The following is a 25248-nucleotide window of genomic DNA, read 5'->3' as shown; positions in this document are numbered from 1 at the left end:
CTTTTCGGTACGCGGCCGCACGCCTCAGCCGAATCGGGCGAGCGTCTCGTCGATCAGCTCACGGTCCCAGTGCAGCGTCCCGTCGTGCAGGTCGGCGGCGACGCCGCGGAGCCAGGTGATCTCGGCGCGGAGCGCTGCCAGCCGGTACTCGTCCTCGATGAGGAAGATGCGGGGCAGCCCGGCCGGGGCCTGGGCGGTGATGGCGGCGGCCCGCTGCTCCTGCACCTCGGCGCGGCGTAGCAGCAGGTCCCGCGTCTCGGCCGGGGTGAGCAGCGGCAGGAAGGCCAGGGCGACCGGGAGCTCGGGGAACTCGCGGGCCGGCTCCGGCAGCATCTCGAGCAGCCAGCGGCGCAGGGTCGCCGCGCCCTCCTCGGTGACCTCGTAGACGGTCCGCTCCGGGCGCCCGGGTTCGCGGCTCGTCTCGCCGGCACGCGCCAGGTTCTCCCGGACCAGCCGGTCGAGGGTCTGATACACGCTGTTGCGCTGCGCCACGTTGACCAGCTGGTCCTGGCCGCGCTGCTTGATCACCTGCTGCATCCGGTACGGGTGCATCGGCGCCTCCACCAGCAGAGCCAGCAGAACCATCGCCAGAGGGGACCGCTTCATGGCGGCCAGCTTAGGCCTTGACGCGGCATAGTCACCTCATCAATAGTAATTTTATGACTAAGAGAAGAGCCCTGGTGATCGGCGGCGGCATCGCGGGCACCGCCACGGCCGTCGCGCTGCGGCACGCCGGCTTTGATCCGGTGGTCCACGAGGCGAAGGAGCGCGGCGCCGACGAGCGGGGCGCCTTCGTGACCCTCGCGGTGAACGGGGTCAACGCGTTGCGCTCGCTCGGGCTCGACCCGGCCCGGGTGCTGGAGCGAGGCTTCCCCACGCCGACGATCGCCCTGCGCGCGGCGTCCGGGCGGCTGCTGGCCGAGGTGCCGCTGGGCGGTCCGCTGCCGGACGGCACGACCACCGTGACGATCCGCCGCGCCGACCTCTACGCGTCACTGCGCTCGCAGGCGAAGGCGCACGACGTCCCGATCGTCTACGGCGGCCGCCTCGCCGGCGTCGTCAGTGGTGCCGGTGAGGTGACCGCGGCGTTCGAGGACGGCCGCACCGACTCCGCTGACCTGCTCGTCGGTGCGGACGGGCTGCACTCGCGTACCCGGGAGGTGTTGAATCCGCACGCGCCGGCGCCGCACTATCTCGGCCTGCTCAATGCCGGGGGTTTCACCGCCGGGCCGGTGGCCGGGCCGCCGGCCGGGGTGATGCAGATGGCGTTCGGGCGCCGGGCCTTCTTCGGGTGGGCGAGCGCGCCGGACGGCACGGTCTGGTGGTTCGCCAATCCACCGCGCAAGCGGCCGGTGGCGCCGGGCGAGTTCTCACCGGCTGCCTGGCGGGCCCACCTGCTCGAGCTGTTCGCGGGGGAGCCGGCCGGTGACCTGGTCGCGGCGTCCGACGAGATCCTGGGGCCGTGGAACACCCGGGATCTGCACCGGGTCCGGGTCTGGCACGACGATCGGGTGGTGCTGGTCGGCGATGCCGCACACGCCGTGGCGCCGTCCTCGGGGCAGGGCGCGTCGATGGCGCTGGAGGATGCCGTGGTTCTCGGTCACTGCCTGCTGGCACAGCCCGAGCTGCCGGCGGCGCTCGCCGCCTACGAGTCGGCGCGCCGGCCCCGGGTGGAGAAGGTGGTGGCGTACGGCCGGCGGTCCAGCAACACGAAGGTGCTGGGCCCGGTGGGGGCGGCGGTCCGGGACGCCGTGCTGCCGGTGATCATGAGGCGCCTGCATCGGCGCGGCGATCCGCAGGCCTGGATTCTCGAGCACCGGCTGCCTCACCTCGCCGCCAGCCGCTGACGCCACCGGTCGGGCGGGCGCGGGCCGGCGGCCCGCCGGGCGCTTCTCCGCCGCCGATCGGGCGGTTCGGGTCGACCGGCGGTGAGCTCACGAAGAGGCGTTGCCCCGGCGGCGTGGCGGTCGCCACCGGGGCCTTGGGGGGCCGTTCGGGTCCACTCTCCGTGATCAAGCGCTGGAACGACAGAACCGGTTAGCGGACATTCCGAAAGATTGATCTCAAGCTGACCATCCCGCCTGGGTCATAGCCTTAATGATCGTTCAGTTCTGCGCTACGGTGTCGGCATGGACGCTGCCGAGATCGCCGCCGGCCGGGAGCGCTGGCAACGGCGCTACGATGCGGCCCGCAAGCGGGACGCCGACTTCACCACGCTCTCCGGTTCGACGGTCGACCCCGTCTACGGGCCACCCGACGGCATGGCCTACCCCGGATTCGAGCGCATCGGCTGGCCGGGCGAGTTCCCGTACACCCGGGGGCTCTATCCCACCGGCTACCGCGGCCGGACCTGGACCATCCGCCAGTTCGCGGGGTTCGGCAACGCCCGGCAGACCAACGAGCGCTACAAGATGATCCTCGCGGCCGGCGGCGGCGGGCTCAGCGTGGCCTTCGACATGCCGACGCTGATGGGCCGCGACTCGGACGAGCCGCAGTCGCTCGGCGAGGTCGGCCACTGCGGCGTCGCGATCGACTCGGCCGCCGACATGGACGTGCTCTTCGAGGGCATCCCGCTGCAGGACGTCACCACCAGCATGACCATCTCCGGCCCGGCCGTGCCGATCTTCTGCATGTACCTGGTGGCCGCCGAGCGTCAGGGCGCCGACCTGAGCAAGCTCGACGGCACCCTGCAGACCGACATCTTCAAGGAGTACATCGCGCAGAAGGAGTGGCTCTTCGAACCGGAGCCGCACCTGCGCCTGATCGGCGACCTGATGGAGTACTGCGCGCGGGAGATCCCGAAGTACAAGCCGCTGAGCGTCAGCGGCTACCACATCCGCGAGGCCGGCTCGACCGCCGCGCAGGAGCTGGCCTACACGCTGGCCGACGGCTTCGGCTACGTCGAGCTGGGCCTGTCCCGGGGGCTGGACGTGAACACCTTCGCGCCGGGCCTGAGCTTCTTCTTCGACGCGCACGTCGACTTCTTCGAGGAGATCGCCAAGTTCCGGGCCGCCCGCCGGATCTGGGCCCGGCACCTGCGCGAGGACTACGGCGCCACCAGTGAGAAAGCACTGTGGCTGAAGTTCCACACGCAGACCGCCGGGGTCTCGCTGACCGCGCAGCAGCCGGTGAACAACGTGGTGCGGACCGCGGTCGAGGCCCTCGCGGCGGTGCTCGGCGGCACCAACTCGCTGCACACCAACGCGCTCGACGAGACGCTCGCGCTGCCCACCGACGAGTCCGCCGAGATCGCCCTGCGTACCCAGCAGGTGATCATGGAGGAGACCGGGGTGGTCAATGTGGCCGACCCGCTCGGCGGGTCATGGTACGTGGAGGCGCTCACCGACCGGATCGAGGCGGAGGCCGAGGAGATCTTCACCCGGATCCGCGAGCTCGGTCACGACGGCAGCCTCACCGCCGGCATTCTGCGCGGCATCGAGGACGGCTGGTTCACCGCGAACATCGCCGAGGCGGCCTTCGCCTATCAGCAGGCGGTCGAGAAGCGCGACAAGAAGGTGGTCGGGGTCAACGCGCACACCGGCACCGTCGCCAAGGAGCTCGAGATCCTGCGCGTGTCCCACGAGGTCGAGGTCGCACAGCGGCGCGAGCTGGGCGCTCGCAAGAGCAACCGCGACGGGGTACGGGTGAAAGCGGCCCTCGAGCACCTGGTGGCCGTCGCGCGGACCGGCGAGAACATGATTCCCGCCATGCTCGACGCGGCCCGTGCCGAGGCCACTCTCGGCGAGATCTGTGGCGTCCTCAAGGACGAGTGGGGGGTGTACCGGGAGCCGGCCCGCTTCTAGTCCCGGACCGGGGGCTGTGACGTCCGATATCGGGCGGCTGGTGGCGGCGCGAACAGGCTGGACAGCGTGCGAGACTAGGTAACCATGAGCGACCCACGGACCACTCCGTCGATCTTCACCCGCGGCGCGGTCGATCTCAGCACGCTGCGCCCCTCGGCCCCGGCCAAACCCGCCGCACCGAGCCGTCCCGCCTCGAACGGCGGCGACCCGGCCGGTGGCGCCCCCGCGACCGGCGCTCCGGTCCCGGGCACCGTCCCGGGCGTCACCCCGGAAACCGTCATCGAGGTCACCGAGGCGAACTTCCAGTCCGTCCTGGAGCGGTCGTTGACCACGCCGATCCTGCTGGACTTCTGGGCCGACTGGTGCGAGCCGTGCAAGCAGCTCTCCCCGGTGCTGGAGAAGCTGGCGGGGGAGTACGCGGGGGCCTGGCTCCTCGGCAAGGTCGATGTGGACGCCAACCCGCGGCTCGCTCAGGTCTTCCGGGTGCAGGGCATCCCGATGGTGACCGCGGTGATCGGCGGGCAGCCGGTCGAGGGCTTCACCGGCGTGCTGCCCGAGGCCCAGATCCGGCAGTACATCGACGCGGTGCTGAAGGCGGCCGGGGTCAGCGTGGCGGCCCCGGAGGACCCCCGGCTGGACGCGGCCGACGACGCCCTGATGACCGGCGACCTGGACGCGGCCGAGGCGGCGTACCGGAAGATTCTCGCCGAGTCGCCGGCCGACGCCGCCGCCGAGTCCGGCCTGGCGCAGGTAGAGCTCTACCGCCGGATCAGCGGCGCCGACCCGGCGACCGCGCTGGCCAAGGCCGAGGCCGACCCCGACGACATCGACGCCCAGCGGCTCGCCGCGGACATCGAGGTGCTCAGCGGTCAGGCCGAGCAGGCTTACGCGCGGTTGGTCGCCCTGGTCAAGCGAACCAGTGGGGACGAGCGCGACGCCGTACGCAAGCATCTGCTGTCGCTGTTCAGCGTGGCCGGTCCGGAGGATCCCGCGGTGGCGGGCGCGCGTCGCGCGCTGGCCAGCGCGCTCTTCTAGACCGCGCCTTTTCTAGCGAAGGGGGGCGTCGTGCGCCGCATCGCCGTTCTGGACGCGCCGTCCAATCTCGGCCTGCGCCCGCCGACCGCGACGTCGGTGCCGGGCTGCGCCAAGGCGCCCGGCGCCCTCCGCGATCAGGGCCTGATCACCAAGCTGCACGCCCGCGACGCCGGCTGCCTCACCCCGCCGCGGTACGACCCGGGCGACTGGCGTCCCGGCGACGGGGTGGCGCACGCGCAGGAGATCGCCGCCTACTCGCGGGCGCTCGCCGACCGGATCGGGACGATCATCGACGGCGGCGAGTTCCCGGTGGTGCTGGGCGGCGACTGCTCCATCCTGATCGGATCCGGTCTCGCCATGCACCGTCTCGGTGAGGCGGTCGGCGGCCGGATCGGCCTGGTCTTCGTGGACGGTCACTCCGACTTCCGGCATCCCGGCAACGCCTCCTACGTGGGTGCGGCGGCCGGTGAGGACCTGGCTCTGGTCACCGGCCGCGGGCAGGCCGACCTGGCCGCGATCGAGAGCCGCCGGCCGTACTTCCGGGACGTCGACGTGGTGGTCCTCGGCATCCGCGCCCAGGACGAGTACCGGCTGGACCTGCAGGCCGCCGGGATCGTGACCCGCCCGGTGCCGGCCCTGCGCGCCGAGGGCGCCGCCCGCAGCGCGCAGTGGGCCCGCGACCAGCTCGTCGACTGCGCCGGTTACTGGGTGCACGTCGACGTCGACGTGCTGGACCCGGCGGTGATGCCGGCGGTGGACGCCCCCGACCCGGGCGGCATCGCCTTCCCCGAGCTGGAGCTGCTGCTCAACGGGCTGGTCGAGTCGCCGCACTGCCTGGGCGTCGAGATCACCGTCTTCGACCCCGACTACGACCCCGACGGTCGGTACGCGGCGGAGATCACGTCCACCGTGGTCGCCGGGCTGGCGCCGGTCCGCACGACGGTTCCCCGGCCCGACCTGATCGCGGCCCGCCGGGACCTGGCAACCGCAGGCGCCGGGCCCGATCCGGAGTGGGAAGCCGAGCCGGAGCGGGAGGCTCCGGATCGGGAGGCTCCGGAGCGGGAGACGCCGGAGCCGCAGGCCGAGCCGCAGGCGCCGGAACCGTCCGCTGAGGAGGAGTCACCCGCTTCGGTCGTGGCTGAAAGTGATCAGCCCGACACGGATGCTTCGGATCTTCCTGGCGGGACCGGTGCGGCGGAGGAGGACACGGCTGAGCCGGCCGGCGACGAGGTGTTCGAGACCACGGCGCAAAGCGACGAACCGGTCGAACCCGCAGCCGTCGCGGTGGTGCACGGCGAGCCGGCGGAGCCCGGGAAGGACAGCGCGGGAGAGCCCGAGCGCGTGGACGTGCGGATGCTGTCGCGCCCGCTCGGCTCGGCGCCGCTGCTCGACTCGGAGCCGTTGCCCGCGACCCGGCCCGGCATGCTGCGGCCCCGGCCACCGCTGGATCCGCCGGCCGTGGGCGCCCTGCCGGCCCCGCCGCCCGGCTTCCCGAGCGGCGCGGCCTGAGAGCGACCCGCTGATCGTTACTTGTTCAGGTTGGTGAGGAAGCGCTGCACGATCGGGACCGCCGCCTCCGAGCCGGCGCCGCCCTGCTGCACCATCACCGCGAACGCCACATCACCCTGGTAGCCGACGAACCACGAGTGGGTCGCCTCCGACCCGGTCTGGAACTCGGCGGTGCCGGTCTTGCCGTGCACCGGCTTTCCGGGGACGCCGCGCAACGCCGTACCCGTGCCGCTCGTGACGACCTCGCGCATCATCGTGCGCAACGCGCCCACCGCGGCCTGGTCGAGCTGCGGGCCGGCGCTGCCGGCCTTGGCCGGCGCCGGGTCCAGGACCAGCTTGGGCGGCTGGGACTGGCCCTTGGCGACCGCCGCGGTCGCCGCGGCCATGGCGATCGGGCTGACCACCGTGCTGCCCTGACCGAAGGTGGCGGCGGCCAGCTCGGTCCCGGTGCCGCCGTCGGAGACCTGCCCGGTGTAGGCCTCGATGCCCAGGTCCCAGGTGCCGCCGATGCCGAGCGCGGTGGACGCCTCCTGGAGCCCGGCCGAGCCCAGCTTCGGCGCCAGCGAGGCGAACGCGGTGTTGCAGGACTTGGCGAAGTTCACGTGGAACTGCACCTTGCCGAGCGCCTGGTCGTGCGAGTTCTTGAAATCGCGGCCGTCCACGTTGAACGTCTTCGGGCAGTCGACGACCGTGTCCGACTTCACCGCGCCGCTCTTGAGCAGCCCGTAGGCGGAGACCATCTTGTAGACCGAGCCGGGCGGCACCTGGCCGGTCAGCGCCGTGTTCACCCCACCGGCGTCCGGCCCGTTCGCGGTGGCCAGCACCGCGCCGTCGCTGATCCGGATCGCCACCATCGAGCTGGGCTGCTTCTCCCCGGCGAGCGCCCGGTCGGCGGCGTTCTGGGCGGCGGTGTCCAGGGTCACCTTGATCGGCTTGCCGTCGACCGGTTCGGAGGTGAAGACCGGGGCGGCCTCGGTCTCGCCGTCGGCGGCCTCCCGGGAGATGTCCACCGACAGGCCGGGGGTGCCGCGCAGCACCGCGTCGTACTTCTCCTGGAGACCGCCGTGCCCGACCTGGTCGCCGACGGCCAGGGTCTCCGGGCGGGCCTCGATGTCCTCCTTGGTCGCCGGGTCGACGGTGCCGAGCAGCGCCCGGGCGAACTCGCGGGTCGGCGCGAGCTGCCGGGTCTCCTCCCGGAAGACGGTGCCGGGCAGCGGGCGGACCTCGGAGCGGATCTGGTTGTAGAGCGGCCGGCGCAGGGTGACCAGGTCGATGAAGGCACCCGGGTCGGCGGCGTCGATCTTGGCTTTCAGGCCGGCCATGTCCACCTGGACGTCGACCTTCTTGAACGCCGCGGTCAGGCCTTTCTGCAGCGCGGCCAGGTCGGTGATCTTCTCCGGGCTGACCCCGATCGTCACCACCTTCTGCGGGCCGAACAGGGCCTTGCCGTCCGCGCCCAGGATGCTGGCCCGCTGCGACGCCACCCGGCGCAGCCGGAGCTTGTCGCCGGCGGCCATCTCGGGCTGGACGACGGCCGGTTCCCAGATCACCCGCCAGCCGTCGCTGCCGGCCTTGGTGGTGCGCACGGTGCTGGGGTACGTCCAGCTCACCCCACCGGGCAGTGTCCACTTCAGGGTGATCGGCGTGGTCGCGTCGTCGCCGGTGGTCTTCGACTCGCCGGCCACCGTGACCTCGAGCGGCTGCGTGGCCAGGTCGCCGTAGAGCTCCCGGATGCCGGTCAGCACCTCGGGTGCGGCGATCTTGCCGCCGCCCGCGGTCACGAACCCGACGGCGTCGAGCTTGCCCGCCCGCCAGCCCTCGACGAAGGCCTTGACGGTGTCCTCCGGCGGATCCGCCGAGCATCCGGTCAACCCGGCCGTGACGAGCAGAAATAGCGCGGCCAGACCGGCGGAGGTGCGACGCATTACCGTTCCTTTCCCTGTGGGTAGAAAAGCAGCAACCCTGGGTAGCAGATCGAACCGTAGTAGGCACACGCCCGTCATGCTGACCCGCAGCGGGTGATACTCGGCAAACCGGCACATCACCGTGCTGGCACACCCGGGGTGTGAGGGGTGCCGGGCCGGTCGTTCTAGGCTGTGCTCGACACGTTCGAACCCACAGTGCCGTGGGTGAGGGGAGCGCCAGGCCATGGCTGTCGCCGACGAGGCAGCGACCGATGCTGATCAGACTGTGCCGACTTTTGTATCGGCCCGCCTAGGGACATCCACCGAATCAGGAGAGCTCGACGAGCCCCTGCCCGACGCCGAGCGGCTGGTGGCGCAGGCGGTGCAGCGAGCGGGTGAGGACCACACCACCGCGTCGCTGGTCGGCCGCTTCTGGCGGTTCGCCCCCGACGAGGAGCTGGTCGGTTATTCACCCGACGAGATGTACGCGGCGGCGCTGGAGCACCGCGAACTCGCGCAGAACCGGCTGCCCGGTGAGCTGAAGCTCGCCATCACCGAGCCGACCGGCCCGCAGGGGCACAGCGTCCTGCAGATCGTCACCGATGACATGCCGTTCCTGGTGGACTCGGTGATCGCCCTGCTCACCGCGCACAACCTGCAGGTCTACCTGCTGGTGCACCCGTTGATCGTGGTGCGCCGCGAGCCGCTCGGCGCGCTCGCCCAGCTGGAGTCCGAGGTCGAGCCGGACGACGCGATCGAGGGCGACCTGGTGGAGAGCTGGATCCGGATCGAGATCGATCCGGTGCGCCGCGCGGAGGCGCGCGACCAGCTGCTCAACGAGGTACGCCGGGTGCTCACCGACGTCCGGGACGCGGTGGAGGACTGGCCGCGGATGCGCCAGCGGGCGGTGGCCATCTCCGAGGAGCTGTCCGGGGTGACCTCCCTCCCGGTTCCGGACAAGGACGTCAAGGACTCGATCGAGCTGCTCAGGTGGCTGGCCGACGACCACTTCACCTTCCTGGGCTACCGCGAGTACCGGCTGGACGGCGGCGTGCTGAGCGCGGTGCCGGGTACCGGGCTGGGCATCCTGCGCGGGGCGAGCAAGCCGCGCAGGCTGGCCTCGGAGATGGCCCAGGAAGCCTACGAGCGGGCGCTCGAGAAGCGGCTCCTCGTGATCACCAAGGCGAACTCGCGGGCCACCGTGCACCGCTCCGCCTACCTCGACTACATCGGCGTGAAGGTCTTCGACGAGGCCGGCAACGTGACCGGCGAGCGGCGCTTCCTCGGCCTGTTCTCCAGCTCGGCCTACCGGACCAGCGTGCGCCAGCTGCCGGTGGTCAAGCGCAAGGTGCAGGAGGTGATGGACCGCTCCGGCCTGTCGCCGCGCGGCCACTCCGGCAAGGACCTGCTGCAGATCCTGGAGACCTACCCCCGCGACGAGCTGTTCCAGATCAAGACCGATGATCTGTACGAGGCGGTCATCGGCGTCCTGCGGATGGCCGGCCGCCGGCAGCTGCGCCTGTTCCTGCGCCGCGACCAGTACGGGCGGTTCATCTCCTGCCTCATCTACCTGCCCCGCGACCGGTTCACCACCGGTAACCGGCTGCGCATGCAGGAGATCCTGCTGCGCGAGCTGAACGGCATCGGCGTCGACTACACCACCCGGGTCACCGAGCGGATGCTGGCGCGGGTGCACTTCATCGTGCGCACCGACCCGGCCGCCCCGCCCGGGCAGATCGACCCGAACGTGCTGGCCGAGCTGCTCGCCGACGCGACCCGGATGTGGGACGACGACTTCTCCCTGGTGCTGGAGCGCAAACTCGGCGACGAGCCGGCGAAACGGCTGTTCAGCCGGTACTCGACGGCCTACCCGGAGAGCTACAAGAACAGCCACACCCCGTACGAGGGGATGCAGGACCTGGCCAAGCTGGAGCTGCTGGAGGAGCCCGGCCAGCTGGCGATGCACCTGTTCCGCCGGCGCCGGCTGGGGCCCGAGGGGACGCCCGAGCCGGACGAGCGCGACGTCCGTTTCAAGGTCTACCGCTACGGCGAGCCGATGATGCTCTCCGCGGTCCTGCCGGTGCTGCACTCGCTCGGCGTCCGGGTGACCGACGAGCGGCCGTACGAGATCCGCCGCGACGACGGCATCATCTACCTCTACGACTTCGGTCTGCTCCCACCGTCCGGGCACCGTGAGTTGTCCGAGGTACGGCCGCAGGTGGAGAACGCGTTCGCGGCCGCCTGGCGGGGCGAGGCCGAGGTGGACGGCTTCAACGAGCTGGTGCTGCGGGCCGGGTTCACCTGGCGGCAGGTCGTGGTGCTGCGCGCCTACGCCAAGTACCTGCGCCAGGCCGGCAACGTCTTCTCGCAGCGCTACCTGGAGTCGACGTTCACCGCGTACCCGGAGATCGCCGGCCTGCTGGTGCGGCTCTTCGAGACCCGCTTCTCACCGGCGCTGCAGATCGGCGAGGCCGAGCGGTCCCGCCGGGCGGCCGAGCTGCGCACCGAGATCACCGAGCTGCTCGACCAGGTGGAGAGCCTGGACCAGGACCGGATCCTGCGCTCGTACCTGACGCTGATCGAGGCGACCCTGCGGACCAGCTTCTTCCAGCGCGGGGCCGAGGGGCGCCCCAAGTCGTACGTGGCGTTCAAGCTCGACCCGCAGGCCATCCCGGACCTGCCGCAGCCCCGTCCTAAGTACGAGATCTTCGTCTACTCGCCCCGGTTCGAGGGTGTGCACCTGCGTTTCGGTGCGGTGGCCCGGGGCGGTCTGCGCTGGTCGGACCGGCGGGAGGACTTCCGTACCGAGATCCTCGGCCTGGTCAAGGCGCAGATGGTGAAGAACGCGGTGATCGTGCCGGTGGGCGCCAAGGGCGGCTTCGTGCTCAAGCAGAAGCCGGGCGACCGGGACGAGGCGGTGGAGTGCTACAAGCAGTTCATCACCGCGCTGATGGACGTCACCGACAACATCCTGAGCGGCAAGATCGTGCCGCCGCCGGACGTGGTGCGCCACGACGGCGACGACCCGTACCTGGTGGTGGCCGCGGACAAGGGCACCGCGACGTTCAGTGACATCGCCAACGAGATCTCGGTCCGCAAGGACTTCTGGATGGGCGACGCCTTCGCCAGCGGCGGCTCGGCCGGCTACGACCACAAGAAGATGGGCATCACCGCCCGCGGCGCGTGGGAGTCGGTCAAGAAACACTTCCGCGATCTGGGCGTCGACACCCAGACCCAGGACTTCACGGTGGTCGGCGTCGGCGACATGTCCGGCGACGTCTTCGGCAACGGTATGCTGCTGTCGCAGCACATCAAGCTGGTCGCGGCCTTCGACCACCGGCACATCTTCCTGGACCCCGGCCCCGACCCGGAGATTTCGTACGCCGAGCGCAAGCGCCTGTTCGAGCTGCCCCGGTCCTCCTGGGCGGACTACGACAAGTCCCTGCTCAGCGAGGGTGGTGGGGTCTACCCGCGCGGCGCCAAGTCGATCCCGGTCAGCCCGCAGGTGCGGGAGGTGCTCGATCTGGACGCCTCGGTGACCACGATCAGCCCGGCCGAGCTGATGCGGGCCATCCTCAAGGCGCCGGTCGACCTGTACTTCAACGGCGGCATCGGCACCTATGTGAAGGCGTCCGCCGAGTCGCACGCCGACGTGGGCGACAAGGCCAACGACGCGATCCGGGTCAACGGCTCCGAGCTGCGGGTCAAGGTGGTCGGCGAGGGCGGCAACCTGGGGCTCACCCAGCGCGGCCGGATCGAGTTCGCCCGTTCCGGCGGCCGGGTCTTCACCGACTTCATCGACAACTCGGCCGGCGTCGACTGCTCCGACCACGAGGTCAACATCAAGATCCTGCTGGGCGGGGCGGTCACCGACGGCGAACTGACCATGCCGGAACGCGACGAGCTGCTCGCCGCGATGACCGACGAGGTCGGCGCGCTGGTGCTGCGCGACAACTACGAGCAGGCGACCGCGCTCGGCAACGCCCGGGCCCAGGCGCACTCGCTGCTGCCGGTGCACCGGCGGATGCTCAAGTCGCTGGAGGAACGCGGCGAGCTGAACCGGGAACTCGAGGCACTGCCGTCGGACAGGGAGCTGGCGGCTCGGTCCGAGGCGGGGGACGGGTTGACGCCTCCGGAGTTCGCGGTGCTCCTGGCGTACGTCAAGATCAGTTTGGAGCGTGCGGTGCTCGCCGACGAACTCGTCGACGAGGCCTGGACCAACGACGTGCTCACCCGGTACTTCCCGACTCCGCTGCGGGACCGTTTCGCCGGCCGGATGGCCGGCCACCGGCTGCGCCGGGAGATCATCTCCACCGCGCTGGTGAACGAGGTGGTCAACCGGGGCGGCACCTCCTTCGTCTTCCGGGCGATGGAGGAGAGCGGGGCGTCCGCGGCCGACGTGATCCGGGCATACGTGGTGATCCGCGACGTCTACGGCCTGCGCGACATCTGGGCGGCGGCGGAAGCGCTCGACAACCAGGTGCCGACCGCGGCGCAGACACTCGTCTTCCTGGAGACGCGGCGGCTGCTCGACCGCGCCGTACGCTGGCTGGTCAGCACCCGCCGCTCGCCGATCGACGTGGCCGCCGAGATCGGCAAGCTGCGCCCCGGCGTCTCCGAGCTGCTGCCGCGACTGCCGCACCTGGTCGTCGGCGGCGAACGCCGCGCCCTGGAACAGCGGGTCGCCACGCTGGTCGAGAAGGGCGTGCCCACCGAGCTGTCGGAGGCGGTGAGCCGGGTCTTCTACGGTTTCGGCCTGCTCGACATCCTGGAGACCGCGGCCGCGATCGACCGCGACGCGGGCGAGGTGGCGGAGATCTACTTCGTCCTCTCCGAACGCTTCGGCGTGGACGCGCTGCTGTCGCACATCTCCCGGCTGCCGCGCGGTGACCGCTGGCAGACCCTGGCGCGCATGGCCCTGCGCTACGACCTGTACGCGGCGTTGGCGGCCCTGACCGCTGAGGTGCTGCAGTCGACCCCGTCGACGGCGACGCCGGAGGACCGGGTGTCGGAGTGGGAGCAGGTCAACGCGGCGTCGATCGCCCGGGCGTCGAACGCGATGGGCAACGTGGATGACTCGCCGGCCGACCTGGCGGCGTTGTCGGTGCTGCTGCGGCAGATCCGGACACTGGTCAAGACGTCGTCCGCGTCGTGAGGGTGGGGCGGCCGTCCGGCATCCGCCGGGCCGCCGCCCCCATCTGTCCCGCTCCCGGCCGCACGCCGGTCCCGGAGAAGGCATCGGGCCGGCGCCGGGCCGCGGCGTGTTCAGCTGCGGGAGGGCCGGCGAAGGTGGTGAGCCGGGCTGCGCGGGGCTGCTCCCGAAGCCCTGCGCGCCCGGCTCACCGTCTGCGTCGCGGTTCGTACTGGTCCCGAGCCGAGTTCCGCGACGTCCCCAGACCCACCTGCGCTCATGACGCTACGTGACAATCGGCACCTGTCGGAACCGTTGCGGTCACGGATTGTCCGTTCGGTTGGCCCGATTCATGCAGAAGATTCGCCCATTTACGACATAGCTGGCAATAGGCGCAAATCTCGTTACGCTAAGTGATGTCGTCGTTCCGTACGTCGTCGAGCAACTGCAGCACCTGCCGCAGGGCCGGGCGCAGCACGCGAAGCCGGGAAAGGCCGACCAACCGGTCGATCAGCGGGACCGCGCCGTCGATCAGCCGGCGGGTTCGCCGCTGCTGCGGGGAGTGGTCGTAGACCCAGAACAGGGTCACGCCCATCCAGCTCAGCCAGAGCAGCTCGGGCAGCCGCTCCCGTAACTCCGGGTCGACCTTCGCGGTGGAACCTTCCAGCACCTCCCGGAACAGGCCGATCGAGGCGTCCCGGGCCGGCGACGACTCCCGGGAGAACGGGCTCAGCGGCGACGTCGGCTCGGCCGCGGTCTTGAAGAACGTCGCCGCGAACGAGTGGTACGGCGCGTTGACGTCGACCCCGGCGTGCAGGACCCCGCGCAGCCGGGCCGCGAAGTCGCGCTCGCCGGCGAGCACCGGTGCCGCTGCCGCCCGGTGCTCGCTCTGCATCCGGTCGTAGAACCCCTGGATCAGGTGTTCCTTCGAGTCGAAGTAGTAGTACGCGTTGCCGACGGCGACCCCCGCCTCCTTGGCGATGGCGCGCATCGTGGTGTCCGCGTAACCCCGCTCCCGGAACAGGCGCAGCGCGGTCTCCAGGATCGCCTGCCGGGTCTGCTCGCCGCGGGCCCGCCGTGGCTTCTCGGTGGGCGGCCCCGCCGGGCCGTCAGCGGCAGCTGTCGTCACAGGCCTCACCGTATCCGGGCTCCCGGGTGGACCGCCGGACGGCCGACGCGGTGGCGATGAACCGGCGGGCCAGTGGCAGCATCGCCGGGGTCGCCAGGCGCTCGGCCATCCCGCGATAGCCGTCCAGCGCCCAGAGGCAGGCGAGCCAGGCGCCGTCGCCGGTGTAGACCTCGCCGGTGTCCGCGATCACCGTGAGATCGCGCAGCGTGGCGGCGTGATCCAGGGTCGGGAACCGCCGTCGTGCCTCGGCCGAGCCGGCCGGCAGGAACTCCAGCGGCACCAGGTGCAGACGCCCGGCCAGCCATCGGTGCGCGGTCCGGCAGATCGGGCACCCGGCGTCGTAGAGCACCGTGAAAGCGCCGATCCGGCCGGCCCCGTGACCGGCCGGATCGGTGGTCCCGCTCATCAGTCGCTTTTCAGGCGTGTGCGGGCGGCGGCATCGGCAGGCGGGCAGCCGGCGGCAGCGGCGGCGCGGCCTGCTGCTGGCGGAGCCGGCTGCGCCGGTAACGCCCCAGGAAGAAGACGTTGCAGAAGTGCAGGACGCCGAGGACCAGCAGCACCAGCCCGATCTTGAGCGACAGCGTCTCCAGCACCTCACTCGCACCGGCCACCGTCTGGTCGGAGCGCATCGCGACCGCCACATAGCCGAGGTTCAGCAGGTAGAAGCCCATGGTGAGGAGCTGGTTGACGGCCCTGGCGAGCCGGGCCTCCCCGAAGACCTCCTCCAGGAAGATCTGCCCGTTGCGGGAGAGCGTGGTCGCCACCCACACGGTCAACCCGATGCTGATCGCGAGGTAGACGAGATACATCAGGGCTTTGTGGTCCATGAACAACTCCACTTGAACGCGTTCAAATACCGATGTGCCGACCGTACGCCGTTTTTTGAACGTGTTCAAGTGGGTGCCGAAAACAGCCGGGCCCGGGATCGGGTCCGGCTGTCGAGGTCAGCGAGCCAGGCCGAGCGCTTCCGCCGCGGCCCGCCCGTTCGCCAGGCTGGCGCCGTGCGTGACGATGAAGGCCCGCGCGCCCTCCGGGCGCCAGTCCGACGGCCAGCCCATCTCGACCACGCCGACCGGGCGGGTGGCGGCCAGCTCGCCGACCAGCGCCCGTCCCGCCGGGGAGCTGTGGATGCGCCGGCCGACCACCACGATGGGCCGGTCGCCGGCCCGGTCGGCGAGCGCCTGCGGCGTGGTCGAGCCGGCCACCACCTCGATCTGCTCGGTTCCGTTGAGGTGCGGCTTCAGGCCCCACGGAACCCGGCCCTCGGCGATCGAGAAGCCGGCCTCCAGCTGCACCACCAGCGGGGACCGCAGGTCGGCGGGGGTGCCCTCGACGGTGACCGCGCGGCGGGCGGCGGCCACGCCGAGGTCGCCGTCGCGGTCGGTGGCCGGGCGGGGGCGGGAGCTCCACGCGGCCAGGGCGGCGGTGCGCGCGACCGCGCCCTCCAGGCGGGCCAGCGGCAGCCGGCCGTCGCCGACCGCGGCGACGATCTCGGTGGCGACCGCTTCGACCAGGGCGCGGTTCACGTCCGCGCCGATGCAGAGCAGGTCCGCCCCGGCGGCCAGGGCGGCCACCGCGGCGCGGGGGATGCTGCCGGCCGTTCCGGCGGCGCCGCGCATCTCCAGGGCGTCGGTGACGATCACGCCGCGGAAGCCGTACTCGCCGCGCAGCAGGTCGGTGAGGGCGGCCCGGCTGAAGGTCGCCGGAAGGTCGCCGGTGAGGGCCGGCACCCGGATGTGCGCGCTCATCACGGCCTGCGCCCCGGCCGCGACGGCTGCGGCGAACGGCGGCAGGTCGCGGGCGTGCAGCGTCGCCAGCGGTACGTCGACCGTCGGCAGCTCCAGGTGCGAGTCGGTGACCGTGGCGCCGTGCCCGGGGAAGTGCTTGGCGCACGCCGCGACGCCGGTCGACTCCAGCCCGGTGATGGCCGCGCCGGCGTGCCGGGCGACGAGCGCCGGGTCGGCCCCGAACGATCGGGTGCCGATGATCGGGTTGTCGTCGGCGGTGTTGACGTCGACGGTCGGCGCCAGGTTCAGGTTCACCCCGGCGGCGGCCAGGTCGGCGCCGATGGCCGCGTAGACCAGCCGGGTCAGCTCCGGGTCGTCGACCGCGCCGAGCGCCGCGTTGCCCGGGTACGCGCTGCCGGTCCGGTGCCCGAGCCGGGTGACGTCGCCGCCCTCCTCGTCGATGGCGATCAGCGCGTCCGGCCGGGCGGAGCGCAACCGCGTGGTCAGGGCTGCCAGCTGGCCCGGGTCGGCGACGTTGGTGCCGAACAGGGTGTGGCCGGCGAGTCCCTCGGCGAGCAGTTCGAGCGCCCAGTCCGGGGCGGAGTGCCCGGGGAAAGCGGCGAGCAGGGTGTGCAAGGCGAGGCGGCGGAGGCCGGAGTCGGTCGACATGTTGTCCTTCCGATGACGCAAAACTGGTCCAGGAGGCCCGCGAGCTGCCATGATCGCTCGGAGTCGATGAGCCACCCTGCGGCTCGGCGGCGTTGCCGACCGTTACGCTGCGGCTGCGTGTCGTGCGCCGACACTGTAACAGGAAAGAATCTTTAGTATTAGGGGACGAACGCTTATGGCCGCCACCCGCCTACCGGGCACGCCCCGGCTGCTGCGCGCACTCAACGACCGTGCAGCGCTGGACCTGCTGCTCACGCGCGGTCCACTGACCCGCGCTCAGCTCGGCGAGCTGACCGGCCTGAGCAAGGTCACCGCCTCGCAGCTGGTCGAGCGGCTGGAGGAGCGCGGCCTGGTCCGGCGGGTCGGTGAGCAGGCCGGCGGCCGCGGGCCGAACGCGCAGCTCTACGCGGTCACCCCGACCAGCGCGCACGTGATCGGCGTGGACGTCGGCCCGGACTGCGTCGTCGCCGCCTGCGCGGACATCACCGGCGCGATCACCAGCCGGGTCGAGCAGAGCACCAAGGACACCGACGACCCGGTCGGCGTGGTGCACAACGCGGTGGTGCAGGCCGCCGGCGAGGCCGGCACCGACATGTCCTCGGTACGCCGGGTCGTGCTCGGCACCCCCGGTCTGGTGGACCCCGAGTCGGGGGAGATCTCCTTCGCCCACGACCTGCCGCGCTGGCACCGCGGCCTGCTCGCCGAGCTGCGCCGGGACCTGAGCACCCCGGTCTTCTTCGGCAACGACGTGAACCTGGCCGCGGTCGCCGAGTCCAGCACCGGCGCGGCGACCGGGGTCAACGACTTCGCGCTGGTCTGGATCGGCCGCGGCGTCGGTCTCGCGACGGTCATCGCGGGCCGCCTGCACCAGGGCGCCACCGGCGCCGCCGGTGAGATCGGCTACCTGCCGGTGGCCGGCGCCGAGGTGCCGCACAACGCCTCCCGCCGCGGGGTGAAGGGCGCTTTCCAGGCGATCGCCGGCGCCGACGCGGTCAAGGCGATCGGCAAGCAGTTCGGCTTCCGCGGCGCCGAGGCGGCCGACGTGGTGCGTGCCGCGGTGGCGGCCGGCCCGGCCGGCGATCCGGTGCTCGACGAGCTGGCCCGCCGCCTCGCCCTCGGTGTGGCCGCCACCTGCGTGGTGCTCGACCCGCCGCTGGTCGTGCTCGCCGGTGAGGTGGGCCGGGCCGGCGGCGCCGCCCTGGCCGACCGGGTCGAGCGCGAGGTGGCGGCGATCACCCTGGGCTCGCCCAAGGTCGTGGTCACCGGCGTGGCCTCCGAACCGGTGCTGCACGGCGCCCTCCGCACGGCTCTGGACGCGGTCCGCGACGAGGTCTTCGGGTCGACGACCGACTGAGTGTGCCGAGTTCGGGTGCGAATCGCACCCGAACTCAACACGCTGGATGGAGACCCGGCACGCCGTCTCGTTCCGATGCGGGCACGTGGTTGGATGGATGCGTGCTGGAGGCTGCCGTACCCATTCCGCCCGACGAGGACACCGTCATCGCCTTCGACCGCGTCAGCGTGGTCCGCTCGGGGAATCACCTGGTCCGTGACCTGTCCTGGCAGGTCGAGCTGGATGAGCGCTGGGTGGTGCTGGGCCCGAACGGTGCGGGCAAGACGACCCTGCTCAATCTCGCGTCCGCGCGGCTGCACCCGACCCGCGGCACGGCCTACGTGCTCGGCGAGCGCCTCGGCCGCACCGACGTCAACGAGCTGCGCACCCGGGTGGGCATCACCACCGGCCGGTTCGCCGACCAGGTGCCGCCGACCGAGCGGGTGCTCGACGTGGTGGTCACCGCCGCGTGGTCGGTGGTCGGCCGGTGGCGGGAGAGCTACGACCCGCAGGACGAGGCCCGCGCCCGCGAGCTGCTCGACCAGCTCGGCATGACCGGGTTCGCCGACCGCGAGTTCGGCACCCTCTCCGAGGGCGAGCGCAAGCGCACCCAGATCGCCCGGGCGCTGATGACCGACCCCGAGCTGATGCTGCTCGACGAGCCGACCGCCGGGCTCGACCTGGGCGGCCGGGAGACGCTGATCGGCCACCTCGCCGAGCTGGCGATGGACCCGGACGCCCCGGCCATGGTGCTGGTCACCCACCACGTCGAGGAGATCCCGCCGGGCTTCACCCACGGCCTGCTGCTGCGCGAGGGCGTGGTGGTCGCCTCCGGCCTGCTCGGCGAGGTGATGACCGCGGAGAACCTGACGAAGACCTTCGGCCTGCCGCTGGTGGTGGACCGTTTCGGCGACCGTTTCACGGCCCGGGCCGGCTAGATGTCGCCGCGGATCGTCGTCGCCGGCAGCGCCAACATGGACCTGGTCGGCCTGGCGCCGCGCCTGCCCCTGCCGGGCGAGACGGTGCTCGGCGACGACTTCGTGATGGCGCCCGGCGGCAAGGGGTCGAACCAGGCGATCGCGGCCGCCCGGGCGGGCGGCGCGACCACGTTCCTGGGCGCGATCGGGTCGGACTCGTTCGGGGTCACCCTGGGCGCCCGGCTCACGGCCGCCGAGGTCGACACCCGATGGGTACGGACGAGTTACGGCAGCTCCGGCGTGGCCGTGATCATGGTGGACCGGGACGGGGAGAACTCGATCCTGGTGAGCCCGGGCGCCAACCGTACGTTTGTGGATCTGACCACTGACGAGCGCAAGGTGATCGCCGAGGCCGACGTGCTGCTCTGCCAGCAGGAGATTCCGATGGCGACGGTCCACGCCGCGCTGCGGGCCGGCCGCGCCGCGGGCACCCGCACCATCCTGAACGCCGCGCCCGCCATGGACCTGCCGGACGGCCTGCTCGACGAGGTCGACCTGCTGGTGGTCAACGAGATCGAGGCGCGGGCGATCACCGGCCGCGCCGAGCCCGACATGTCCGCGCTGCTGGCGCTGGTCCCGCGGGTGGTGCTCACGCTCAGCGGCGCCGGCGCCCGGTTCGCCGACCGGGAGGGCCGCGACGAGCACGTGCCGGCGTTCCGGGTCGAGGTCGCCGACACCACGGCCGCCGGTGACGCGTTCACCGGCGCCCTGGCGGTCGCCTGGGGTGAGGGCCGCGACCTGGTCGACGCGGTCCGCTGGGCCAACGCGGCCGGCGCGGTGTGCGTGCGGAAGGTGGGCGCCAGCGGCGCGCTGCCCGAGCGCGCCGAGATCGACGCGCTCTACGGCGGCTGACCCTCAGGACTGCCGGGCGGTGGTGAGGAAGCGGGTCACCTCGGCCCGCAGCACCTCGGCGAGCTGGGAGAGCCCGGCGTTGCCGGCCGCGCCACCGCCGTCCACCGCCGCGGCGATCCCGTCGATCAGGCTGCTGATCTCGCGGAAGCTGCGGCTGACCCCCTCCAGCACGCCGACCGCGTCGGCGGCCGCCTGCTGCACGGTGCTCACCTGGCCCATGATCTCCTCGCTGGAGGAGCTGGTCTCGTTCGCCAGGTTCTTCACCTCGCCGGCCACGACCGCGAAGCCCTTGCCCGCCGCGCCGGCCCGGGCCGCCTCGATGGTGGCGTTCAGCGCCAGCAGCCGGGTCTGCGAGGCGACCTGGTTGATCAGGTCGACGGCGTCGCGGATCTGGTCCGAGGCGGTCCGCAGCGAGGTGACCGTCTCCAGGCCCCGCTCCGCGTCGCTGACCGCGCCGCGAGCGAAGTTGGCCAGCCCGTTGGCGGACGCGCCCATCTCGGTGGCCGCGGTGGCGACCTGCTCCGACACGGTCAGGACCGCCGACTCCAGTTCGTCGGCGAGGGCCAGCCGGGCCCGGTCACCCTCGGCGATCCGGTCGGCGTTGCGGCTCATCGCGTCGAGCGACTGGTTGACCTGTTCCGCGGAGAGGCGGAACGCCCCCTGCAGGCCGGTGGTCAGAAACCGCCGGTAGAACCGGCCTTCGGCGGCGGCCGCTGAGGCGGCGCCGGCCTCCCGGACGAACGCGTCGATGCGGTCCAGCAGGTCGTTCACCGCGGTACGGGTGGCGATCGCCGTCTCGGTCTCCCCGATCGGCGGCACCCGCGCCTCGAAATCCCCGGCCGACACGCTGCGGAACGCGGTGGTGATCGCCCGCAGCGCGTCGTCGTTGCCCGGCGCCGGCCGCGGGTCACCGCCGCGCCTCACCGGAGCGCCCCGTTCGTCAGCGACCAGACCAGTTCGTCGTACTGCTGCCCCCGCTCGCGCAACTCGTTCTGCAGGGCCTGCCAGCCCGCCTCGACCGCGGCCTTGGTGTGGTTCTCCCGCGCCTCCACGGTGCGCAGGCGGGTGTAGAGCTCGCTGACCGCGCTGATCGCGGCCGGGCTCGGGCGGCGGCGGTTCGAGTGGTAGCCGATCACCCGCCCGGAACTGTCGTAGGAGGGGGTGACGTGCGCCAGCACCCAGTAGTGCGCGCCGTCGGCGGCCAGGTTCAGCACGTAGGCGAAGATCTCCCGCCGCTCCGCGAGCACGTCCCAGAGCAGCTTGAAGACGGCCCGTGGCATGTCCGGGTGCCGGATCACGTTGTGCGGCCGGCCGACCGCCTCGTCCTCCCGCAGCGCGGAGATCCGCAGGAACAGCTCGTTGGCATAGGTGATCACACCACGCTGATCGGTCTTGGTGACGATCATCTCGTTCTCACCGAACGTGCGCTCGACCCCGGTGGGCCTGACCTCGGTCGCTCTCATGGTTTCTTGATCGTCGCCAACCGGTGCGCCTCGCACCGGCGAAATCACGGAAATCAGCGGGAGACGCGCAGCGCCCAGGCGATCAGCGGCACCTGCAGCGGCAGCCGGCCGTAGGCGACGGCCCGGCGCGCCGGCGAGGCGTGCCGCCAGTCGACGGCCATCTTGACGTTCGCCGGGAAGACGGCCGCGAACAGCACGGCGGCGGCCAGGCCGCCGGACCGGCGGGTGCGCGGGTGCGCCACGGCGGCGGCGACCGCCAGTTCGGCGGCCCCGCTCAGGTACGTCCAGGTGCGTGGCGACCCGGGCAGCGACCGGGGCACGATCGTGTCGAACGGCTTCGGTGCGGCGAAGTGCAGCGCGCCCATCGCGCCGAGGAACGCCGCCAGGCTCACGGCGTCGCGCCTCACCGGCGGACCGCCGGCTCCAGGGCCCGCTGCAAGGCCCGGTAGATCCGGCCGAAGCGTTGCGCGTTGTTCGTCCGCAGCAGCAGCACGTCACCGCCGCGCACCCGGCCCCAGATCTCCAGGTTGCGGCTGCCCCGGTCGTACGACTGGTCGACGCGCTCCAGCATCAGGTCGGCCACCGGCACCACGGCCAGGCCGAGCAGCAGGCCGCCGACCAGCAGCGCCAGCGTGGTGCTGAGCTCGGCATCGACGAGCAGGGCGATCGCGACGGCGAGCCCGCCGAGCAGGAGTGGCAGGAGGATGGTCAGGCCGAGCGCGCCGCGCCAGGCGATCACGCCCCAGGAGCGTGCGCCACGCGTGTACCACACCTGGATGAGCTCGGGGAGCCGGAAGTCGCGGCCGTTCATCCACACGCCGGATGACGTGATCAGCACTTCCGGATCCCGGTAGTAGGTGGTCATCTTCTCCTCCCCAGGGAACCCAATGTAGTTCGTACCCGTCGTAGGCTGACGGCGAAACGGCTCGATGCGAGGAGGCACGGGTGGGCGAGTTCGTACGGCTCGAGGTTGCGGACGGTATCGGCACGATCCGGCTCGAGCGGCCACCGATGAACGCGCTGAACACCCAGGTCCAGGAGGAGCTGCGGGAGGCGGCCCAGGCCGCGTCCGGCGACCAGTCGGTGCGTGCCGTGGTGGTCTGGGGCGGGGAGAAGGTGTTCGCCGCCGGCGCCGACATCACCGAGTTCACCTCGGTGACCTACCCGGACATGGTGGCCCGCGCGGGTGCGCTGTCCAGCGCGTTCGACGCGGTCGCCCGGATCCCGAAACCGGTCGTCGCCGCGATCACCGGCTACGCGCTGGGTGGCGGCTGCGAGCTGGCGCTGGCCTGCGACTGGCGGGTGGTGGCCGAGGACGCGAAACTCGGCCAGCCGGAGATCAAGCTCGGCATCATCCCGGGCGCCGGCGGCACCCAGCGACTGGCCCGTCTGGTGGGTCCGGCCCGGGCCAAAGATTTGATCTTCTCCGGCCGGATGGTGGACAGCGCCGAGGCCCTGCGGATCGGTCTCGCCGACCGGGTCGTCCCGGCCGCCGAGGTGCTGGAGGCGGCGATCGCGCTGGTCCGCCCGTTCACGACCGGCCCGGCGCTCGCTCTGCGCGCCGCCAAGCAGGCGATCGACGGCGGGCTGAGCATGGATCTCGCCGCCGGCCTGGCGCTGGAGTCGCATCTGTTCGCCGGTCTGTTCGCCACCGACGACCGGGTGGAAGGAACCACCGCTTTCGTCGAGAAGCGCAAGCCGAAGTTCACCGGCAGGTAGTGGATCAAACGGTTCCCGCCGGTGGGTGAGATTTGCTCACGACGGTGGAGATCGTGCGTTCGACACGCGCGGCCAGCCACTCCAGGGAGGTCGTGAACAAATCTCATTGCCTAGACTGCGGTCATGTCCATCGACCAGGGTGGTCCGAAGCGGTACGCCCTCGGCATCGACTTCGGCACCTCGAACACCGTCGCCGTGGCGCGATGGCCGGACGGCCGTGCCCGCCCGATCCTGGTCGACGGCTCACCGCTGCTGCCGTCCGCCGTCTACGCCGACGCCGCGGGAAACCTGCTGGTCGGGCGGGACGCGGTGCACAGCGCCCGGCTGGATCCGGCCCGGTTCGAGCCGAACCCGAAACGCCGCGTCGACGACGGCCTGGTGCTGCTCGGTGAGCGTGAGTTCGAGGCCGTCGAGCTGATCGCCGCGGTGCTGGCCCGGATCACCGAGGAGTGGCACCGCGCGGTGGGGCCGTACCGGCCGCAGACCACGCTCACCTGCCCGGCCAGCTGGGGCGCCGCCCGGCGTACCTTGCTGGCCGAGGCCGCCGCGCGGGCCGGCCTGGAGGGCGCCCGCCTGGTCGCCGAGCCGGTCGCCGCCGCCACCTACTTCGCCGAGGTGCTCGGGCGCGACGTGCCGATCGGCTCGGTGGTGATCGTGCACGACTTCGGCGCGGGCACCTTCGACGCGAGCGCGGTGGCCCGCACCGCCGAGGGCTTCGAGGTGCTGGCTGTGGACGGCCGCGACGACCTGGGCGGCCTGGACGTCGACGCCGCGGTCGTGGAGCACCTGCGCACCGACGAGTGGTCCCGGCTGATGGAGCCGGCCACCGTCGAGGAGCGGCGGGCCCGCCGCCAGCTCTGGGACGACGTGCGGATCGCCAAGGAGCGGCTGTCCCGGGCGCAGTCGGCCGACTTCGTGGTGCCGCTGCTCGACACCGAGGCGCACCTGACCCGCGAGGAGCTGGAGACGGTCGCCCGGCCGGTGCTGGAGCAGACCGTCCGGGTCACCAAGAACCTGCTGCGCTGGGCCGACCTGCCGGACGGCCGGCTGGCCGGGGTGTTCCTGGTCGGCGGCGCGAGCCGGATCCCGCTGGTCGCCACGCTGCTGCACCGCGAGCTGGGCGACCCGCCGGTGGTGATCGAGCAGCCCGAGCTGGTGGTGGCCGAGGGCAGCATCCTGGCCGGCGCCGCGCTGCTGGCCACCGAGCCGGCCGCGCCCGGGCCGACCGAGGAGCTGCGGCTGCCGTCGAAGAGCCTGCCGAGCGCGACCGGCCTGATCACGCTGAACGGCAAGTCCGCCGAGCCGGCCGGGCCCACCGTGGTCGTCGCCGACCGGGCGGAGGTGGAACCGGGCTCACCCACCGTGGTGGTCGCCGACCGGGCCGAGGCCGAGGCCGGGCCGGGCACGCCGGAGGACGAGCAGGCCACGGCGGTGCGAGTCGAGCGGCCGGAAACCGATCAGGCGACGGTGGTGCGGGCCGAGGAACCGGCCCGCGCCGAGGGCGAGCAGGACACGGTCGTCGCTGCCACGCGGACCGGCGAGCCCGGCACCGGCCGGCGCGAGATCGACCAGAAGGCGACCGCGACGACCGAGCGGACGGACGACGAGGAGCACGCCGAGGCGGCGGCCGAGGAGGCACTGCTGCCGAAACGGACCAAGCGCCCGGTCACCGACGAGGTGGACGAGGCTGACATGCCGCCGCACCTGCGGCCGCCGGTCGACCCCTGGCCGCACGCCGACCCGTCGACCTGGCGGCCCGACCCGGACGCGACGGCGGCCACCCCGCCGCCCGGCACCAGCGACTGGACACCCGGCAAGAGCTGGCAGCCCGTACCCCCGCCGAGGAAACCCGGACCACCGTCGCGGGGGAACCGGCCCACCACGCCGGTGGTGGCGCATGCGCGCCCGATCGCTCCGGTCGCGGCGCAGCCGCGACCGGTCTCGCCGGCGGTGGGCTCGGCCCGGCCGGTCGCGTCGGCGCGGGCCGTGGGCGCCGC

At 72.3% G+C, this 25248-nt stretch carries 19 protein-coding genes and 1 pseudogene; 10 read left to right on the top strand and 10 right to left on the bottom strand.

Going from position 1 to position 25248, the window contains the following annotated elements; all coding sequences use genetic code 11:
- Positions 1 to 24 precede the first annotated feature (24 nt).
- Entirely contained in the window at positions 25 to 606 is a 582-nt protein-coding gene (locus AB0F81_RS18415) for a PadR family transcriptional regulator (RefSeq protein WP_360198620.1), read from the bottom strand.
- 53 nt (positions 607 to 659) lie between these two features.
- On the opposite strand from AB0F81_RS18415, the gene AB0F81_RS18410 reads away from it, so the two are divergent.
- The 4 genes and pseudogenes from AB0F81_RS18410 to AB0F81_RS18395 all read left to right on the top strand — a co-directional run.
- Complete coding sequence (locus AB0F81_RS18410) at positions 660 to 1847, top strand: NAD(P)/FAD-dependent oxidoreductase (RefSeq protein WP_360198617.1); 1188 nt, start codon at positions 660 to 662, stop codon at positions 1845 to 1847.
- Positions 1848 to 2129: 282 nt separating this feature from the next.
- Positions 2130 to 3803: a methylmalonyl-CoA mutase family protein gene (locus AB0F81_RS18405; protein ID WP_360198614.1), complete on the top strand. Its 1674-nt coding sequence runs from the start codon at positions 2130 to 2132 to the stop codon at positions 3801 to 3803.
- Between the two features lie 84 nt (positions 3804 to 3887).
- Positions 3888 to 4838: a tetratricopeptide repeat protein gene (locus AB0F81_RS18400; protein WP_360198611.1), complete on the top strand. Its 951-nt coding sequence runs from the start codon at positions 3888 to 3890 to the stop codon at positions 4836 to 4838.
- 30 nt (positions 4839 to 4868) lie between these two features.
- Positions 4869 to 5957, top strand: a pseudogene (locus AB0F81_RS18395) (arginase family protein); the annotation flags it as partial.
- Positions 5958 to 6364: 407 nt separating this feature from the next.
- Here the strand turns inward: AB0F81_RS18395 and AB0F81_RS18390 are convergent.
- On the bottom strand, positions 6365 to 8272 hold the full coding sequence (locus tag AB0F81_RS18390; RefSeq protein WP_360198608.1) for a penicillin-binding transpeptidase domain-containing protein: 1908 nt from the start codon (positions 8270 to 8272) through the stop codon (positions 6365 to 6367).
- Positions 8273 to 8495: 223 nt separating this feature from the next.
- Here AB0F81_RS18390 and AB0F81_RS18385 point away from each other — a divergent pair, with 223 nt between their 5' ends.
- Entirely contained in the window at positions 8496 to 13406 is a 4911-nt protein-coding gene (locus AB0F81_RS18385; protein ID WP_360198605.1) for an NAD-glutamate dehydrogenase, read from the top strand.
- A 385-nt stretch (positions 13407 to 13791) separates the two neighbouring features.
- On the opposite strand, the gene AB0F81_RS18380 is transcribed toward AB0F81_RS18385, so the two are convergent.
- The 4 genes from AB0F81_RS18380 to AB0F81_RS18365 all read right to left on the bottom strand — a co-directional run bounded on the left by AB0F81_RS18380 (position 13792) and on the right by AB0F81_RS18365 (position 16907).
- Positions 13792 to 14511: a TetR family transcriptional regulator gene (locus tag AB0F81_RS18380; RefSeq protein WP_360198602.1), complete on the bottom strand. Its 720-nt coding sequence runs from the start codon at positions 14509 to 14511 to the stop codon at positions 13792 to 13794.
- Positions 14492 to 14917, bottom strand: coding sequence for a DCC1-like thiol-disulfide oxidoreductase family protein (locus AB0F81_RS18375; RefSeq protein ID WP_360198599.1), 426 nt, complete (start codon positions 14915 to 14917; stop codon positions 14492 to 14494). Before AB0F81_RS18375 ends, AB0F81_RS18380 begins: the two co-directional genes overlap by 20 nt.
- 10 nt (positions 14918 to 14927) lie before the next feature.
- Positions 14928 to 15338: a hypothetical protein gene (locus AB0F81_RS18370; RefSeq protein ID WP_360198597.1), complete on the bottom strand. Its 411-nt coding sequence runs from the start codon at positions 15336 to 15338 to the stop codon at positions 14928 to 14930.
- A gap of 117 nt (positions 15339 to 15455) precedes the next feature.
- Positions 15456 to 16907, bottom strand: coding sequence for a glycoside hydrolase family 3 N-terminal domain-containing protein (locus AB0F81_RS18365; RefSeq protein WP_360198594.1), 1452 nt, complete (start codon positions 16905 to 16907; stop codon positions 15456 to 15458).
- Positions 16908 to 17082: 175 nt separating this feature from the next.
- Between AB0F81_RS18365 and AB0F81_RS18360 the strand changes: the two genes are divergently transcribed.
- The 3 genes from AB0F81_RS18360 to AB0F81_RS18350 all read left to right on the top strand — a co-directional run bounded on the left by AB0F81_RS18360 (position 17083) and on the right by AB0F81_RS18350 (position 20069).
- Entirely contained in the window at positions 17083 to 18261 is a 1179-nt protein-coding gene (locus tag AB0F81_RS18360) for an ROK family transcriptional regulator (protein WP_360198592.1), read from the top strand.
- Between the two features lie 101 nt (positions 18262 to 18362).
- Positions 18363 to 19178: an ABC transporter ATP-binding protein gene (locus AB0F81_RS18355; protein WP_360198589.1), complete on the top strand. Its 816-nt coding sequence runs from the start codon at positions 18363 to 18365 to the stop codon at positions 19176 to 19178.
- The gene (locus AB0F81_RS18350) at positions 19179 to 20069 is read left to right on the top strand and encodes a ribokinase (RefSeq protein ID WP_360198587.1); all 891 of its coding nucleotides are present in this window, start codon (positions 19179 to 19181) and stop codon (positions 20067 to 20069) included.
- Positions 20070 to 20072: 3 nt separating this feature from the next.
- Here AB0F81_RS18350 and AB0F81_RS18345 read toward each other — a convergent pair whose 3' ends face one another.
- Genes AB0F81_RS18345 through AB0F81_RS18330 form a run of 4 tightly spaced genes read right to left on the bottom strand, consistent with a single transcriptional unit; the run spans position 20073 to position 22397 of the window.
- The gene (locus AB0F81_RS18345; protein WP_360198584.1) at positions 20073 to 20993 is read right to left on the bottom strand and encodes a methyl-accepting chemotaxis protein; all 921 of its coding nucleotides are present in this window, start codon (positions 20991 to 20993) and stop codon (positions 20073 to 20075) included.
- The gene (locus AB0F81_RS18340) at positions 20990 to 21532 is read right to left on the bottom strand and encodes a PAS domain-containing protein (protein ID WP_360198581.1); all 543 of its coding nucleotides are present in this window, start codon (positions 21530 to 21532) and stop codon (positions 20990 to 20992) included. The genes AB0F81_RS18345 and AB0F81_RS18340 overlap by 4 nt, the downstream gene beginning before the upstream one ends.
- A 53-nt stretch (positions 21533 to 21585) precedes the next feature.
- A complete protein-coding gene (locus AB0F81_RS18335; protein ID WP_360198578.1) occupies positions 21586 to 21939 on the bottom strand; it encodes a hypothetical protein in 354 nt (117 codons plus the stop codon).
- Complete coding sequence (locus AB0F81_RS18330; RefSeq protein WP_360198575.1) at positions 21936 to 22397, bottom strand: DUF6232 family protein; 462 nt, start codon at positions 22395 to 22397, stop codon at positions 21936 to 21938. The genes AB0F81_RS18335 and AB0F81_RS18330 overlap by 4 nt, the downstream gene beginning before the upstream one ends.
- 80 nt (positions 22398 to 22477) lie before the next feature.
- On the opposite strand from AB0F81_RS18330, the gene AB0F81_RS18325 reads away from it, so the two are divergent.
- Both AB0F81_RS18325 and AB0F81_RS18320 read left to right on the top strand, forming a co-directional pair.
- On the top strand, positions 22478 to 23251 hold the full coding sequence (locus AB0F81_RS18325; protein ID WP_360198573.1) for an enoyl-CoA hydratase-related protein: 774 nt from the start codon (positions 22478 to 22480) through the stop codon (positions 23249 to 23251).
- A gap of 123 nt (positions 23252 to 23374) precedes the next feature.
- Positions 23375 to 25248: Hsp70 family protein (locus tag AB0F81_RS18320; protein WP_360198570.1), on the top strand; the 1874-nt coding region annotated here is incomplete at its 3' end.

It is taken from the genome of Actinoplanes sp. NPDC024001, from assembly GCF_040638955.1.
In the GTDB taxonomy this organism is placed as follows: domain Bacteria; phylum Actinomycetota; class Actinomycetes; order Mycobacteriales; family Micromonosporaceae; genus Actinoplanes.
The sequence above is the reverse complement of the archived record's forward strand: the minus strand, read 5'-3'. Positions and strand labels throughout refer to the sequence as shown.